The organism is Dongshaea marina, assembly GCF_003072645.1.
Classification (GTDB): domain Bacteria; phylum Pseudomonadota; class Gammaproteobacteria; order Enterobacterales; family Aeromonadaceae; genus Dongshaea; species Dongshaea marina.
This window is the reverse complement of sequence record NZ_CP028897.1, coordinates 3,783,654-3,797,725: the sequence shown is the minus strand read 5'-3', so window position 1 is coordinate 3,797,725 and position 14,072 is coordinate 3,783,654. Positions and strand designations below refer to the sequence as shown.

The window sequence follows — 14,072 nt, the reverse complement described above, 5'->3', positions numbered from 1 at the left end:
ATCCTGTGCAATCACAATGGAAGCTAAAAATTATCAATGGCCCTCTTCGAGGAAGAGAGTTAAAGCTCCCGGAAGGAGAGATATCAATTGGTTCAGATGACTCGGATATTGCCGTTGCCCTGGAGGGGGATCAGAGTGCTACCCTCCAGGTAAATGAACAGGGAGTTCGGCTAGCCGAGACAGGGGTGCCATTATGGTTCGATGGTATACCACAGCAAGAGTCAGATGAATTTATTCCGGGATCAGTGATTGATCTGGCAGGCTTGTGTTTCGTTGTTGGTCGATCCGACCAGGAACTGAATATTGAGGAGATCCCCTCTCGAAGAGTGACAAGAACACCTCGTATCGGTAGTCGAATATATCCTTATGCATTTGGTTTATTCCTGCTACTAAGTGGAGGGATTCTGTACCTGGGATGGAGAGGGTTAGAAAAACCAGCAGTTCCTGAGTTTAATCCTAAAGCCTGGGTTGCTGAGCAATCAGAAAAACCAGCTTATAAAGCACTGAAACTTTTTTGGACCAATGATGGATTATTAACGGTTCGAGGTTATTGCCAGGATGGCTCTGCATATCAGGATCTACTTGATAAGTTGGTAATGTTAGGCATTCATTACCGAAACCAAGCGGTTTGCCAACAGGATATAGTGAACAATGTAGCCTTTATCTTGCAGCAAAATGGATACTCCCATGTTTCTGTTCTTTCTGGAAACAAACTCGGTACAGTTATTATTTCGGGAGCAATATACGCTGATAAACAGTGGGAGAAGGTCAGTCAAACCATATCCAGAGTTAGGGGCTTAAAATCATGGGAAGTGAAGAGCCAGCATGATGACGGGCTACGATTATTAGTTGAAATGCTAAGAAGCAAAAATCTTCTTGGTAAACTGAGTGTTTCACGAAGTGGCACCATGATAGTCATCACAGGTACATTAGACAATGATGCTGAAAGGGTATTGAAAGAGGCATTAGATCAGTTTGCTATTGAACATCCAAATGTTTTAAGGATTATCTATCAGAATATTCCTATTGGTAAATCAATGCTTGGGCTACTTCCTGCTCCGATCATTAGCTTTGGCGGGAATAATCATAGTCCGTATCTAATTTTGAATAATGGAATGCGTGTACAAGAGGGTACAAGGCTACCTAGCGGATACGAGGTTTCCGAGCTTGGGGAGTCTGGTATTGAGTTAACTAAAGATGGACAACTGCTTCATATCCCACTGAATTTGTAGGAGTAAAGTATGCCAAGCATAACTCAGTTAGAAGATAGGCTAAAAGATGATCAGGATGGTATTTTCTTGAGTGAGCTGATACACAAAATAGATGAGCAACTTGAGGCACTGAGTGGGTTAAGGCGTGGGGCATGTAAGCCCGAAGACTATCAAAAGATCAACCATCAAATTGAAGCATGCGCTGCCGGTAGAGTCATTATCCGCACCTTATGGGGGCGCTACCATAAGCGTTCACACAGTTAATCACCAGCTCTAACTCAGCTGGAGAATTGATCTAAGGTGTTGACCGTATGGAGTATCGAAAAGGAAAAATTCATTATGCAAGATATGTTTAAAGGAAAAACTTTTTTCAACCATGGAGTTATCCAATGAAGACAGTCCAGTTCATCTTCTGCAAAGGGCCAATTGAGTTATTGGTTAATGGGAAGTCCATGTCTTTTGGTGAGAATAGCTTAGTTGTAACTGATGATTCAGCTGTGATCTCGGCCGAGAGCCGAGATCATTGGGTAAACTATCTTTTCTATATTGGTGACTTCCAGTGTGTTTACCGGGATCTCTTTGATATCGTCGAGCCAGTGTATTCATTTCATAGGCATCAGGATAACGTATATCGGTTACCTATCGATAGTGACTTCATTAGAGTTTCTCAGGGATTAGGTGAGATAAACCGCAAAACCTTACTCCAGTTTGTCTATGCATACTGTCTAGGAATGGAGAAAAAATATTTTTCAGATCTGCTTCACTCACTAGTCGATACAAATAAAGGCTTTTTTGAGTATCTAGATGAGACATATCTAAATCCCTGGCCTGTTGCTCGCTATGCCGATGAGCTTGGGATAACCGTTCGTAAGCTGAATATTATTTTTTATGAGAAATTTGGGATTTCAGCAAAACACTGGTTGATTAAACGGCGGCTCGAGCATGGAAGACAGATGCTTCTTGGAAGTCAGGTGAGAATATCTGATATAGCGATGGAGTGTGGATTCAGCAATCATGCACACTTCTCAGACTGTTTTAAAAAACATTATGGATATTCGCCTACATACCTTAGAGAGACTGCCCATGTTAGTTAATAGTATTTTTCATTGGCTGAGGAGTGAAAAATGGAATTACAGCAATTAACAGATCAGTTATCAAAACTTGCTGGGCAGGCCGCGCAAAATGTGCAGAGCAAAATGACAGCGGGAGATCTAACAAACCCGGATAAGATGCTTCAGGCTCAGTTCAGTGTTCAACAGTACTCGACATTTGTGAATTATGAAAGTGCAATAATCAAGACAATTAAAGATATGCTAAGCGGAATTATACAGAAGATATGAGAACCTTGGATAATGAGTTGTCAAAGTTATTGGTAGAGTGTGCATTTGCAGCAGTCAATAATAACTTGTTTCGTCAGGCTGAAATCTTGTATTCACGGTTACCGGATTGTGAACTCGATTCTTCTATGTTGATGATCTGCCAAGCGGTCATCCTATTTGGAATGAAAAAGGATGCACAGGCCATAAAGTTGTTAGAGTCGAGCCCTCTGATAGAGGCAAGAGCTGTTGAGGCCCTTTTAGGTCAGAGTGTTGATATTAATCCGGATGATTATCAGGAGCAGGAGCCCGCAGTCGAGTTGATTCGTTTGTTGTCTGATAGATAGGAGAATGTTGATGGACCTAAATACTGTAAAAGCGATAACTGAAGCGACAAATACCATCAAGGCAGAGCCTGTGACTCCAGAGCCTCAGCAGATCGAGAAGTTTACCCAGATGCTGAAATCCCCTGAAACCCGGGATATGGATCAGTCCATGGTTCAGGCGATTCGAGACAAGAGTTTGCAAATTGACTCCAATTTTACAAAGCTTCATATGGATTCATTTGATCAGGTTTCTCCCGAGAAGATTCTCAGCTCTCAGCTCAATATTGTTAAGGCGGTCGTTGAGGTGGAGCTGGTCGCGAAAACAGCTGGCTCAGCCTCTCAATCGGTTAATAAATTGGTGAGTATGCAATGATGTTTCTGACACTGCGCTGGGGGCTACTGCTAGTCTTGCTCTTTTTGACTGGCTGTAAGGTCAACCTATATAACAATCTGCCAGAGCAGGAAGCAAATCAAATGTTGGCTCTGTTGATGCTCAATAAGATCCCGGCAAAGAAAGAGGTGGGCAAAGGTGGTGATGTGACCTTGCTTGTCGATAAGAAACAATTTATCAATGCCGTCGAAATCTTAAGGCAGAATGGTTTCCCCAAGCGAAAGCGCTTTGATATGAAGGATATTTTTCCTTCGGGTCAGCTGGTTACCTCTCCTGAGCAGGAGAAAGCTAAGATGAACTACCTGAAAGAACAGCAGTTGGAGGATATGCTCAGTGAGATGGATGGTGTTATTGAGAGCAGTGTCTCAATTGCAGCAGATAAAATTGATGATACAGGGAGACAGAAGACCCCTCCTTCAGCCGCAGTTCTTATAAAGTATTCTCCCGAGGTGAATATGAGTCGCTATCAGGATCAGATCAAGGGACTGATACGTGACAGTATTCCGGGAATCAGCTACGACAAGATTAGCATTTTACTTATGCCAGCTACCTTTCGCTATAGTTCAAATGCGGTCTTACCTGGGGTCACAAAGAGTGATGTGACCCAGCGTAATCAGATTTTATTTATTGCGGGGATTGCCGGGATTATTTCATCTCTGATTGGTTTTATGGTGCTAATCTTCAGGCGAAAGGCGCTATAGATATGGAATGGCACGATTCGGTTACTTCATTACATCAGCTGGCATACGCTCCCGGACAGTGGATGGGGTTGGATTGGTGGCGTCACTTAGGCTTACAAGGCTGGCAAAGAAGCTATCAGGACTATCCCCATTACAGAAGAGAGCTGGACTCGCTGATCCGTTTGCGTCGTGGATTTCCTGAGCATGGACTCGTCATCCCCGACGATGAGTTTGAGACCGAGTTGCTACAGGATTTCAGGCGTCTTCCGGTATTGCTGACCGCCCTTGGTTTGATTCGAATCGCAAAATTTGATTACTTTCTTCTGGGTAATTATAGAAAGCCGCTCATTAGCTGTTTAGGAGAGGAGGTTTTCTGGCAACTGCATGGCATTTTCCCTCAAGAGCAGCAGATAGATCAGGGAATTCAGGTAGCGATAGAGCCTATATCAGAGACAAAATTACCCGAGCTCGCTTTTTATCTGGGCTGGGCGGGTCTTTATCGCAATACCACTGTGTGGAGAGCTTTATCAATTCTCTTCCCTGCCGATTTTGTGACAACCCCGATAGATAACCAATCCCATCGGCAGCTTATTCAATGGTGGAAGCGGATCAGGAGGTTTTTGTGAACCCATTTTCTATTGCGATCTCTCAGATCTCAGGGATACCAATGACCGGAGATGTCATAGGCTCTGAGACATTTGAGAAGATGCAGCAAGCTGAATACCTGATGCAACAAGCTCGTATAGAAGCTTCACAAATTATTGAGCAGGCACAGGAGCAATTAGCACAAGCCCGGCAAGAGATCGCATTGATGCAGGAGCAGGCTCATCTTCAGGCAACAAATCATGCCAGAGAGCTGGCTGAGAGTGCGCAAAGCCAGGCCATAGCAGATGCGATTCAATGGCTGGTCGATGAGCAATCCTTAGAGCGGGCGATCGCTTGTGAGATGGAGCAGAAGGTACGCTCCCTCGTGGCTTTTGCGATCCGTGAGTTTGCGGGTGAACAGGACACAACTGAGTTATTGATCCGTCGCATCAGCAAGATGGTTGATGAGCAGTTAAAGCATAATCGGGTGAGCCTGATAGTGAATCCGAATCAGCTGAAATATATCAGAAAAGAGCTTGGGGAGGGTGACGAGCTTGTATATCGGACAGATGAGGGGCTTAGTGAGAGTCAGGCGGTTATTGAGACATCCCTCGTTCGTATGGAGCTGGACTTGGATCGTCATCTGGAGTTAATCATTGAACACCTTCTTGGTGAGTCGAAAGCAGTGGCTTGTGGTTAACCTGGATTAAAATGGCCCAAAGGGGGATCTCTGATGGATAATCAGGTTAGAAATACTTTTTTTACTCCGGTTCTTGATTATGAGCCCGTAGAGGAGGGTCAGGAGCAACAAGGATTTCGTCAGAATTTTCCCGGTCAATCCATTCAAGAGTCTGTCCAGGCGGCCCTTGTCGATATACGGGAGGGAGCGCTCGAAGAGACCATGGAGGAGGCGAGCCTTGCTTTAGGAGGAAAGCTCAAGGATCTGAAGAGGGGAAAAGATGCCCCTAAGAGTGAACTCGATAAAAGCAAAGAGCTGCTACAGCGACTGATCCAGCAGATAGCAGGTGTTGATCTGAGTCAGTTATCTTTGCTGGCTGCCAAATATCCAGGAGTATCTGAAGCAGCAGATCCTCTGATGTTTCTCAGGCAAGCCGGAGCCTGTGCCGCAGAGATTGCACTGGTCTTGGGGTTTCTGTTAGCCGATCAGGGTTTAAGTCGTAGTCAGCGTAAGCGTTTGCAGCAAGCATTGGATAGCCTTTTGCAGGAGGAGCAGGCTCTGGGGGTCGAGTTGTTTGCTTATCTTGAGTTTGGTGCAGCGACTCCCAAGGTGATGGCTCAGCTAGAAAAAATTTACCAAAAAGCATGTGACTCTGGCTTGCAGCTCCCGGAATTATTTCATCAACTCAAAGATCTTCCTCAGCGAAATAAAAAAGTAAAAGCGCTGATCCGAGGACTGGCCTTTGAGCTCTCCTCCGAAGGGGAGGTGGCTCAGGGGAGTAAGTTGGCTACAGTGGTCAATGATCTAAGACGCTTGTTACTTTTTTTTGGATTAGATACCCAGTGTGATCAGATAGCAGTGCACCTTACTGCACAGGGCGCACAATTATCCGGTCTGGAGATCCTCGAAGAGTTAGTGCTGTTGATTGAACAGTCCTGGGTGTATCCGGATTGGATTGAATCCAGAATCAATCAGCTTGAGCTAGAGAGCATCGGGTTGCGTCTTTCTTATTGCCGACATTGTCATGAGGTGATCAAGTTTATGCCTGAGCCCTGCTTTTCAGATGAAGATCAGCGGGAGCAGATTTTAGATACACTTTCAGAGTTATTAGAAAACTATGCTGATTCAGAATAACTGAACTGTGATATGTTTTTTGATTATAAATTATTAGCCAGCATTGTCTCCTGTGGTTTGAGAAGATTAATAGAGTGTCAGGTTTTTTAATTACTCTTAACATGACCGAGTAAAAAAAACAATTGGAATGCTATTGCTGTTATATCAGTGAACTCATAGTGGTTTTACGGTTATTAATCTAGTTGATAGCTAAAGGATTTAATTGATACATCATAGGCTAGTCCTGTAAGGCTGAGCTCAGAGTTTCTAAGATCGGTCTAAGGTGTTCACCCGATAGTGAAAGCTGACAATAACAGAGATGATACTTACAGAGTGGAGTTGGGTGTATGATTTATGGACTTGAAAACACAGAGAAATCTGGACCGATTTTTGGAACTTCTGGGAGTATCGGGTATTCGTCCGGATGAGCATCTGGAGCTGACTCGTGGCTCTGAGCGGCTATTCTTCGAAGTGAAACAGAGCCGATTACTATTCTCGATAGCTATGGATATGGATCTTCAATCTCTCTATCGAGCCCAACGTTGGATGCTGGAGCGTTTGCCTCCTCAGAGGACTCTAGGTCTTCCTACTCGCTGCTATCAACTTGGAAAGCAATTAGTTTGTTCAGTCGGGATCCCGGTTGAGCAATTTAATGGCGATAAGCTTTTCTCTCTCTATCAGCTATTAAGCCGTCTGCTTCAGAAAAGCTTAAGGAGTTATCCATGAAGCGCCTAACTCAGATTCTATCGATGGCTGCTGGCAGACAAGATGTTATTTTGATCATCATGTTGATGGTTGCCATCTTCATGATGATATTGCCTCTGCCGACGGCGCTTGTGGATCTCCTGATTGCAATTAATCTGACGTTTTCAATCATACTCCTGATGATTGCCGTTTATATCAGAGAGCCACTCGAATTTTCAGTCTTCCCTTCCGTACTATTAATTACGACTCTTTTCAGGCTTTCGCTGACCATAAGTACCAGTCGATTAATTTTGCTCCAGCACGATGCAGGAGAGATCGTTTATACCTTTGGTAATTTTGTTGTCGGCGGCAATCTGGTGGTCGGCATGATCATCTTTGCCATTATCACGATTGTCCAGTTTATCGTCATCACCAAGGGCTCTGAGCGGGTTGCAGAGGTCGGAGCCCGCTTCTCTCTGGATGGAATGCCGGGTAAGCAGATGAGTATCGATGGGGATATGCGTGCCGGAATCATCGATGCTGCAGAAGCCAAGCGTCAGAGAACCCTGGTTCAGAAAGAGAGTCAGCTTTACGGAGCCATGGATGGGGCAATGAAGTTTGTGAAGGGTGACGCGATCGCGGGAATGATCGTTATTTTGGTCAATATTTTAGGAGGGATAACCGTTGGAGTGATGCAGCATGGCATGAGCGCGTCAGATGCAGCATCTACTTATGCCATTCTTTCGGTCGGTGATGGACTCATCGCCCAGATCCCGGCATTGCTGATCTCGATCACCGCAGGGATTATTGTGACCCGGGTTCCGGGGGAGGAAAAACAGAATTTGGCAAAGGATCTGACCAGCCAGATCGGCCATCAGCCTCAAGCCCTGCTCATAGCCGTTGGAGTCTTGGTGATATTCGCGATCATCCCAGGCTTCCCGTTTTTGGTGTTTTTGACCTTGGCCGTCATGTTACTTGGCGGGGCTTTGCTATTGATGCGTCGAGGCAAAAATCAGACGACAGGAGCCAGCTCTTCGGCAATGGCCAGTGATGAATATAGTCCGGGAAGTGTTCAGCCGGGTGCAGTGCCACTGATGCTGCGACTCTCACCAGAGTTGGCAAAAGGCACTGGTCTACTGAAATCGATCGATGAGTTGCGCTGGCAAAAGTTTGAGCAACTGGGAGTGCCCCTGCCTGAAATTAATCTTCATCAGGACAGAACGCTTCCCGCCAGAACCCTACAGATCCTGTTATATCAGGAGCCGGTCCTGACCCTAAGTCTGCCCGAAGGACAGGTGCTGGTGGCAGGGAGAGCCGAGTCTTTTGTAAATGCCATTGAACAGCCACTCCCTTTTGGCGGAGAGCCTTTATGTTGGGTGGAGATGGCTCAAGGAGAGTCGATAGCAGCCATGGGCAGCCAGGTATTTCATGGTGAAGAGCAGATTATGGCTTTACTCAGCAGAGTTTTGAGTCGCTATGCGGGTGAGTTTGTGGGAGTGCAGGAGTGTCGCTTCCTGATGGATGGTATGGAGGGTAAATATTCTGAGCTGGTGAAAGAGCTGCAACGGCAATTACCAACTGGCAAGGTGGCAGAGATACTCCAACGCTTGGTCGCTGAGGGGATCTCGATTCGGGATCTGAGGAGCGTCTTTGAAGCTCTGTTGGAGTGGTCTCAAAAAGAGAAAGATGTGGTGCTATTGACCGAGTATGTGCGGGTTGCCCTGAGGCGACATATAGTCGGCCGCTTTCAGAAAGGAGAATCCAGGATTAGCTGTTTCCTGATCGGAGAGGGAATAGAAAATCTCATCCGGGAATCGATTCGCCAAACCTCTGCCGGGGGATACTCGGCACTGAGCCCTCAACAAAATGCTGCCATTTTACAACAGATTAAAAGTCATCTATCAGATCCGGAGCATGAGAGTGTCCTATTGACCGCAATTGATGTGCGGCGCTATCTGAGAAAAATTATTGAAAGAGATCTTTATGCACTGCCGGTGCTCTCTTTTCAGGAGCTGGGAGATGAGGTGGAACTCAAGGTTCTGGGAAGTATCGACCTGATTGGCGAGGAGCTCAGTGATGCGGCGGCCTGAATTAAATCGAGTGATGGATGAGTTATACAGTAATTTGAGCCAGCAGCATTGGTCTAATGATGGGGTTCGCAGAGCCGGACGAGTGAACTCAGTCGGGCAGACTTTGCTTCGAGCCCATCTCCCGGGAGTCGGGCTGGGAGAGTTATGCCTGGTCGGTGAAGATCTGAGTGCCGAGGTTGTTGGCCTTCAGGGCGATGAGGCTTTGCTCTCCCCATTTGCTGAGCCTGTTGGGGTGAGTTGTGGCCAACCGGTCTGGCCCCTGGGGCAGGGACATCAGGTTCCCTTGGGCAATTATTTGATTGGCTCGGTTGTTGACGGATTGGGGCAGTTGATTGAAGCTGGGGATAAACCCGTCCTGATCCAGGAGCATCGTCCCTTAATGGCTGAGGCGCCTCCTCCTTTGACCAGGGGGCTAATAAATGAGGTGTTGCCTCTTGGGATCCGTTCGATTGATGGCCTGCTAACCTGTGGAAAGGGTCAGCGAATCGGCATCTTTGCGGCCGCTGGTGGAGGAAAAAGTACCCTGCTTGGGATGATGACTGCTGGCTGTCAGGCAGATGTCGTGGTGCTTGCTCTGGTGGGAGAGCGGGGACGGGAGGTTCGGGAGTTTTTGGATCAGATCTTAGGTCCCCAGGCGCGAAAAAAAACTGTGACTGTGGTTGCCACCTCAGATCGGCCTGCTCTGGAGCGCCTTAAGGCAGCCTTTACCGCAACCACTATTGCTGAATATTTTCGTGATCAGGGGAAAAATGTGTTGCTGATGGTTGACTCGTTAACCCGATTTGCCCGGGCATCTCGCGAAATTGGCTTAGCCGCTGGAGAGCCTCCGGCAGCTGGGGGCTTTCCTCCCAGTATGTTTGCTCAGCTCCCAAGACTATTAGAACGCGCGGGGCCGGCTGCGGTTGGTAGCATCACTGGGATCTATACAGTTCTGGTTGAGGGAGACAATATGAATGAGCCGGTCGCGGATGAGGTTCGTTCAATTCTGGATGGGCATATTGTTTTGTCACGGCGTCTGGCAGAGGCGAACCATTACCCGGCGATCGATGTTTTGGCAAGTGTTAGCCGGGTCATGAATCAAATCAGTACGCCCGAGCAGCTAAAGTGTGCGGGGAAACTTCGGCGCTTATTAGCCAGTTATCGGGATATCGAGTTATTAGTTCGGGTCGGTGAGTATCAAAGGGGACAAGATGCCGAGGCTGATGAGGCCCTAGATCGTCATCAGGATATTCAGCGTTTTCTCTGTCAGCAAACGCAAGAGTTATTTGATTTTGAGCAGGTGCAACATGAAATGGCTTGCTCTGTGGGGGGGCATGTTAGAACAACTCTTAAAAGTTAAAAAACACAAGGAGCGCGGGATTCGGGGAAGAATAGCCCTGCTTGATTACAAGCAGCGAGAGTTAATTCAGCAACAAGTCGCTTTGAAAAATACCCGACTTAAATTATGGGAGTCCTGGCGGCAACGCTGCAATGAATCAGGGATCCTTGATTATGAGAAACTGGTGAATTTCAAAGCCGCAATGGCCGATCTCTATCGTCGGGATCTGCAGATGGGTGAAGAGACTGAGCAATTGAATCAGCAGCAACAAAAGTTAGAAAAACAGCGTATAGAACTATCTTCCTCTCTGAATAAAAACAGGATTGAGCAGGAGAAGCTGAAGTATCTGCTGGAGGATGAGACGAATGCAAATTCAGCCTAATAGTGAGCGGTTTTACCAGGAAACGATGACACAAAAGGATCAGTCAAATCCGGATGAGAGCCGTTCCCGTCAGTTTTCTGAAAAACTTAGGCGTAAAGCTCCGGGGCAGAAGCAGGAGCCCTTTCAGCCTATGTACTTAGCTCAGCCCTGGCAGCTACTGGAGGGTGGTCAGGCAAAGACTCAGGGGACAGGGAAGTCAGAAAAGGCCCTGAAGGTACAGACTCTCAATCAAGCTGGAGGTGTTTATCAAACCGCCCAGGGCATCCTTGAGCGAACTCAAACAGGTACACTGTCGATGCGTCTAACTAATGGGCCATTGGCAGGGCTGGAGATCCAGGCTTGCCTGCAGGTCGCTGGAATTCAGGTCAAGCTTAAGGCCGCAGATAAGAGGCAGCATGATGCATTGCAGCGCTGTCTGGAAGGAATTCAAAAGAGAGTGAATCAGCAGACAAGGCGCACAATCATGCTGGAGGTTACGGGTGGATAAGGAGGTTCTATTACCCCGGGAGTCATCTGCGTTCCCTCGATGGTCAGCAGCTGTGAAACGAAACAGTCAACTGATAGGCTCAGGATATTCGGCCCGGGGAGCCGATGGAATAGATATTCAACTTCACTTACCTGAATGCTCACAGATGGAGGGTTCCTGGTTAAAGATCCCCTTACGGCTTGAAGGCTGTACTTTTGAACTCTGGTGTGAGGAGTCTCATTGGTTGCGCTGGATTGAGACACTGTTACCCATTGATTCATTTGAGCATATTCCTCCGGAGTTACTTCAGCCATTGTCCTGTTGGACTTTGGAGGGGTTCAATGACTGGATGCAAAAGCAGAAAATCGCACTTCCTGAAGTTGGCCGGGTGGAAAAAGCAGGAAAAATCTGTCCCTCTATGGCAGGGCTGCTGCGACTTACAAAGCCGGAGGAGGGCTCAAAAGGATTACCTCTGGCTCTGGTGGATTGGCCGTTCTCCCTGCTGGAGAGCCTGGTTTCTAACATGTCCCCACAGGTGCACTCAACGCCGGTTATTCGATATCCAGTTGCCTGTTGTGCGGGTTTTTCTAAACTCTCTTTAAGCCAATATCGTCAGCTTAAACGAGGGGATTGCGTCCTTCTTAAATGGTGGTGTGATCTACAAAGCGGGGAGATCCTTCTGGTACAAGGTGATCCTGTATGTGTGCTGAGGCGTCAAGATAAAACAACATTTGTCGTGGAGAATATGATGAGTGAATTCGACGAACTATTTGATCTGTCAGATGAAGAGGGTTTCCCCGGATTGTCCTCATCTGAGCAACCAAGAAACCTGGACGAGCTACCGATGACAATGGTGGTGGAGGTGGGTCATCTTCAATTACCGCTTAATGAGCTGGCATCTTTGAGGAGCGGACAGGTGATTGAAACCGAGTTTTCAGTCTGCCCAAGTGTCAGGCTCAGGGTCAACGGTAAGATCGTTGGGTGGGGAGAGTTGATTCAGCTTGATGATCGCCTGGGGATCCGCATCCAGCAGTTAATCAATTAGCACAATACCTCAGGTGTTTCACGTATAGGCATCCCAGGTACAAAGATTGAAAATGGAGGTGATTTTATAGGCAAACCGGAGTAGTTATGTCGTTGCTGGATCACCCCCTACAGTTGATCATGGTGCTATTTGCACTATCTGTCTTGCCTCTGTTCGCTGTAATGGCAACCTCTTTTTTAAAGTTGTCCGTGGTATTTTCTCTGCTGCGTAATGCCCTGGGGATCCAGCAGATCCCTCCCAACATGGCAATTTATGGACTGGCGCTTATTCTAACGGTTTTCGTGATGGCTCCGGTTGGGCTAAAGATAGAGGATAATCTCAGGCAACATCCCATCGACTTTAAGTCTGAGCAGTTTTATCAGCAGCTTGATACAGGGGCCTTGGAACCCTATCGGGCATTTATATCCAAGCATACCGATCCCAGGCAAGTCCGTTTCTTTAGTGAAATTGGCCATAAGCTTTGGCCGGAGCAATACCAAAGCAAACTGGACCAGGAGTCGTTGCTGGTGATGATCCCGGCATTTACCGTGAGCCAGTTGATCGAGGCATTCAAGATAGGTCTGTTACTCTTTTTGCCCTTTGTTGCGATCGATCTGATTGTTTCCAATATCTTGCTGGCGATGGGGATGATGATGGTTTCTCCCATGACGATATCATTACCATTTAAGTTACTTATTTTTGTTCTGATGGGAGGCTGGGAGAAGCTTCTCACCCAACTGATGTTGTCATACTCATGAGCCAGGCCATCATCATCAATCTTACCTCTGAGCTGTTATGGCTGATCCTGCTGCTCTCTTTACCGGTTGTGATCGTCGCCTCTGTGGTTGGAGTTTTGATCAGCCTGATCCAGGCCTTGACTCAGGTGCAGGATCAAACAGTTCAGTTTTTGATCAAGCTGGTTGCGGTAAGTATCACCCTGGTGGTGAGCTATCACTGGATGGGGGGCACCCTATTGAACTATGCCAATATGGCATTTGATCAGATAAGCCACATGGGGGTGCGATGACTGAGCTGATGGCCTGGGTACCAACCCTTGGTGTCTGCATGCTCCGTCCTTTGGGAGTCATGCTAATGCTCCCTCTGTTTTCCCAAAAGTCACTGGGAGGCGTGTTGATCCGCAATGCACTGGTGATCCTGATCGCTCTGCCGATCCTCCCTGTGTATCATGATCTCCCCCTGCTCAGTGAAGCAGATCTGGTTCCCATGATGGAGTTGATGCTGCGTGAATTGATCATCGGCCTGTGTATCGGCTTCTCTGCTGCGATCCCATTTTGGGCCATCGACATGGCGGGCTTCATCATAGATACCATGCGTGGGGCCTCTATGTCGACTGTATACAACCCACTCCTTGGGACGCAAGCTTCGGTATTTGGGATCCTGTTCAGCCAGGTGCTCACCGTTCTGTTCCTGGTTACCGGGGGCTTTAATAAATTGCTGGAGGGGATCTACAGCTCCTATAACAGTTTGCCCATGGGCCAGGATGTGATGTTTAGCCAGGGCTTTTTACAGTTCCTGAATCATGAATGGCATCTGATGTTTGAGCTTGGGATTAGCTTTGCTCTTCCCGCCATGGTGATCATGCTGATGGTCGATCTGGCGCTTGGTCTTATCAATCGCTCGGCTCAGCAGCTTAATGTTTTCTTCCTGTCGATGCCAATTAAGACAGCAATGGCATTGCTATTGATCCTGCTGAGTCTCAACTTTTCTTTTACCCACTATCTGCAGCGGATGAATCTCTTTGAATACCAGATTCAGGATCTTCTGATCCTGATGCGGGGATCTTAGC

At 47.2% G+C, this 14,072-nt stretch carries 19 protein-coding genes; all 19 read left to right on the top strand.

Annotation, left to right across the window (positions count from 1 at the left end; translation table 11 throughout):
* Positions 1 to 5 precede the first annotated feature (5 nt).
* Positions 6 to 1,232 carry a type III secretion system inner membrane ring subunit SctD gene (gene sctD, locus DB847_RS17790; RefSeq protein ID WP_108651914.1) on the top strand — a complete coding sequence of 409 codons (1,227 nt, stop codon included), beginning with the start codon at positions 6 to 8 and terminating at the stop codon, positions 1,230 to 1,232.
* 9 nt (positions 1,233 to 1,241) lie between these two features.
* Positions 1,242 to 1,475 (top strand): EscE/YscE/SsaE family type III secretion system needle protein co-chaperone, encoded by a 234-nt coding sequence (locus DB847_RS17785; RefSeq protein ID WP_108651913.1) that lies wholly within the window; start codon positions 1,242 to 1,244, stop codon positions 1,473 to 1,475.
* A 125-nt stretch (positions 1,476 to 1,600) separates the two neighbouring features.
* A complete protein-coding gene (locus DB847_RS17780; protein WP_108651912.1) occupies positions 1,601 to 2,305 on the top strand; it encodes a helix-turn-helix transcriptional regulator in 705 nt (234 codons plus the stop codon).
* A gap of 30 nt (positions 2,306 to 2,335) precedes the next feature.
* The gene (sctF, locus tag DB847_RS17775) at positions 2,336 to 2,551 is read left to right on the top strand and encodes a type III secretion system needle filament subunit SctF (protein WP_108651911.1); all 216 of its coding nucleotides are present in this window, start codon (positions 2,336 to 2,338) and stop codon (positions 2,549 to 2,551) included.
* A gap of 17 nt (positions 2,552 to 2,568) precedes the next feature.
* Entirely contained in the window at positions 2,569 to 2,874 is a 306-nt protein-coding gene (locus DB847_RS17770; protein WP_159084721.1) for a DUF1039 domain-containing protein, read from the top strand.
* A gap of 10 nt (positions 2,875 to 2,884) precedes the next feature.
* Positions 2,885 to 3,226, top strand: coding sequence for a type III secretion system inner rod subunit SctI (gene sctI, locus DB847_RS17765; protein ID WP_108651909.1), 342 nt, complete (start codon positions 2,885 to 2,887; stop codon positions 3,224 to 3,226).
* Entirely contained in the window at positions 3,223 to 3,945 is a 723-nt protein-coding gene (gene sctJ, locus DB847_RS17760) for a type III secretion system inner membrane ring lipoprotein SctJ (protein ID WP_199911613.1), read from the top strand. The genes sctI and sctJ overlap by 4 nt, the downstream gene beginning before the upstream one ends.
* Before the next feature lie 2 nt (positions 3,946 to 3,947).
* Complete coding sequence (locus DB847_RS17755; RefSeq protein ID WP_108651908.1) at positions 3,948 to 4,550, top strand: type III secretion system domain-containing protein; 603 nt, start codon at positions 3,948 to 3,950, stop codon at positions 4,548 to 4,550.
* On the top strand, positions 4,547 to 5,209 hold the full coding sequence (locus tag DB847_RS17750) for a hypothetical protein (RefSeq protein ID WP_159084720.1): 663 nt from the start codon (positions 4,547 to 4,549) through the stop codon (positions 5,207 to 5,209). The genes DB847_RS17755 and DB847_RS17750 overlap by 4 nt, the downstream gene beginning before the upstream one ends.
* A gap of 33 nt (positions 5,210 to 5,242) precedes the next feature.
* Positions 5,243 to 6,322 carry a TyeA family type III secretion system gatekeeper subunit gene (locus DB847_RS17745; RefSeq protein ID WP_108651906.1) on the top strand — a complete coding sequence of 360 codons (1,080 nt, stop codon included), beginning with the start codon at positions 5,243 to 5,245 and terminating at the stop codon, positions 6,320 to 6,322.
* Between the two features lie 333 nt (positions 6,323 to 6,655).
* Complete coding sequence (locus DB847_RS17740; protein ID WP_108651905.1) at positions 6,656 to 7,027, top strand: type III secretion system chaperone family protein; 372 nt, start codon at positions 6,656 to 6,658, stop codon at positions 7,025 to 7,027.
* Entirely contained in the window at positions 7,024 to 9,075 is a 2,052-nt protein-coding gene (locus tag DB847_RS17735; protein WP_108651904.1) for an EscV/YscV/HrcV family type III secretion system export apparatus protein, read from the top strand. The genes DB847_RS17740 and DB847_RS17735 overlap by 4 nt, the downstream gene beginning before the upstream one ends.
* Positions 9,062 to 10,414 (top strand): EscN/YscN/HrcN family type III secretion system ATPase, encoded by a 1,353-nt coding sequence (locus DB847_RS17730; RefSeq protein ID WP_108651903.1) that lies wholly within the window; start codon positions 9,062 to 9,064, stop codon positions 10,412 to 10,414. The genes DB847_RS17735 and DB847_RS17730 overlap by 14 nt, the downstream gene beginning before the upstream one ends.
* The gene (locus DB847_RS17725) at positions 10,389 to 10,775 is read left to right on the top strand and encodes a hypothetical protein (RefSeq protein WP_108651902.1); all 387 of its coding nucleotides are present in this window, start codon (positions 10,389 to 10,391) and stop codon (positions 10,773 to 10,775) included. Before DB847_RS17730 ends, DB847_RS17725 begins: the two co-directional genes overlap by 26 nt.
* The gene (locus DB847_RS17720) at positions 10,759 to 11,262 is read left to right on the top strand and encodes a hypothetical protein (RefSeq protein WP_108651901.1); all 504 of its coding nucleotides are present in this window, start codon (positions 10,759 to 10,761) and stop codon (positions 11,260 to 11,262) included. Before DB847_RS17725 ends, DB847_RS17720 begins: the two co-directional genes overlap by 17 nt.
* 52 nt (positions 11,263 to 11,314) lie before the next feature.
* Positions 11,315 to 12,286 carry a type III secretion system cytoplasmic ring protein SctQ gene (gene sctQ / locus DB847_RS17715; protein WP_159084719.1) on the top strand — a complete coding sequence of 324 codons (972 nt, stop codon included), beginning with the start codon at positions 11,315 to 11,317 and terminating at the stop codon, positions 12,284 to 12,286.
* Positions 12,287 to 12,372: 86 nt separating this feature from the next.
* Positions 12,373 to 13,023, top strand: coding sequence for a type III secretion system export apparatus subunit SctR (gene sctR / locus DB847_RS17710; RefSeq protein ID WP_108651899.1), 651 nt, complete (start codon positions 12,373 to 12,375; stop codon positions 13,021 to 13,023).
* On the top strand, positions 13,020 to 13,292 hold the full coding sequence (gene sctS / locus DB847_RS17705) for a type III secretion system export apparatus subunit SctS (RefSeq protein WP_108651898.1): 273 nt from the start codon (positions 13,020 to 13,022) through the stop codon (positions 13,290 to 13,292). Before sctR ends, sctS begins: the two co-directional genes overlap by 4 nt.
* Complete coding sequence (gene sctT, locus DB847_RS17700) at positions 13,289 to 14,071, top strand: type III secretion system export apparatus subunit SctT (protein ID WP_108651897.1); 783 nt, start codon at positions 13,289 to 13,291, stop codon at positions 14,069 to 14,071. Before sctS ends, sctT begins: the two co-directional genes overlap by 4 nt.
* Position 14,072 lies beyond the last annotated feature (1 nt).

What these genes read in the sequence shown, in the direction of transcription:
- DB847_RS17785 (WP_108651913.1), top strand. Translation starts at nt 1,242, where the DNA reads ATGCCAAGCATAACTCAGTTAGAAGATAGGCTAAAAGATGATCAGGAT.
- DB847_RS17780 (WP_108651912.1), top strand. Translation starts at nt 1,601, where the DNA reads ATGAAGACAGTCCAGTTCATCTTCTGCAAAGGGCCAATTGAGTTATTG.
- sctF (WP_108651911.1), top strand. Translation starts at nt 2,336, where the DNA reads ATGGAATTACAGCAATTAACAGATCAGTTATCAAAACTTGCTGGGCAG.
- sctI (WP_108651909.1), top strand. Translation starts at nt 2,885, where the DNA reads ATGGACCTAAATACTGTAAAAGCGATAACTGAAGCGACAAATACCATC.
- sctJ (WP_199911613.1), top strand. Translation starts at nt 3,223, where the DNA reads ATGATGTTTCTGACACTGCGCTGGGGGCTACTGCTAGTCTTGCTCTTT.
- DB847_RS17755 (WP_108651908.1), top strand. Translation starts at nt 3,948, where the DNA reads ATGGAATGGCACGATTCGGTTACTTCATTACATCAGCTGGCATACGCT.
- DB847_RS17745 (WP_108651906.1), top strand. Translation starts at nt 5,243, where the DNA reads ATGGATAATCAGGTTAGAAATACTTTTTTTACTCCGGTTCTTGATTAT.
- DB847_RS17740 (WP_108651905.1), top strand. Translation starts at nt 6,656, where the DNA reads ATGGACTTGAAAACACAGAGAAATCTGGACCGATTTTTGGAACTTCTG.
- DB847_RS17735 (WP_108651904.1), top strand. Translation starts at nt 7,024, where the DNA reads ATGAAGCGCCTAACTCAGATTCTATCGATGGCTGCTGGCAGACAAGAT.
- DB847_RS17730 (WP_108651903.1), top strand. Translation starts at nt 9,062, where the DNA reads ATGCGGCGGCCTGAATTAAATCGAGTGATGGATGAGTTATACAGTAAT.
- DB847_RS17725 (WP_108651902.1), top strand. Translation starts at nt 10,389, where the DNA reads ATGTTAGAACAACTCTTAAAAGTTAAAAAACACAAGGAGCGCGGGATT.
- DB847_RS17720 (WP_108651901.1), top strand. Translation starts at nt 10,759, where the DNA reads ATGCAAATTCAGCCTAATAGTGAGCGGTTTTACCAGGAAACGATGACA.
- sctR (WP_108651899.1), top strand. Translation starts at nt 12,373, where the DNA reads ATGTCGTTGCTGGATCACCCCCTACAGTTGATCATGGTGCTATTTGCA.
- sctS (WP_108651898.1), top strand. Translation starts at nt 13,020, where the DNA reads ATGAGCCAGGCCATCATCATCAATCTTACCTCTGAGCTGTTATGGCTG.
- sctT (WP_108651897.1), top strand. Translation starts at nt 13,289, where the DNA reads ATGACTGAGCTGATGGCCTGGGTACCAACCCTTGGTGTCTGCATGCTC.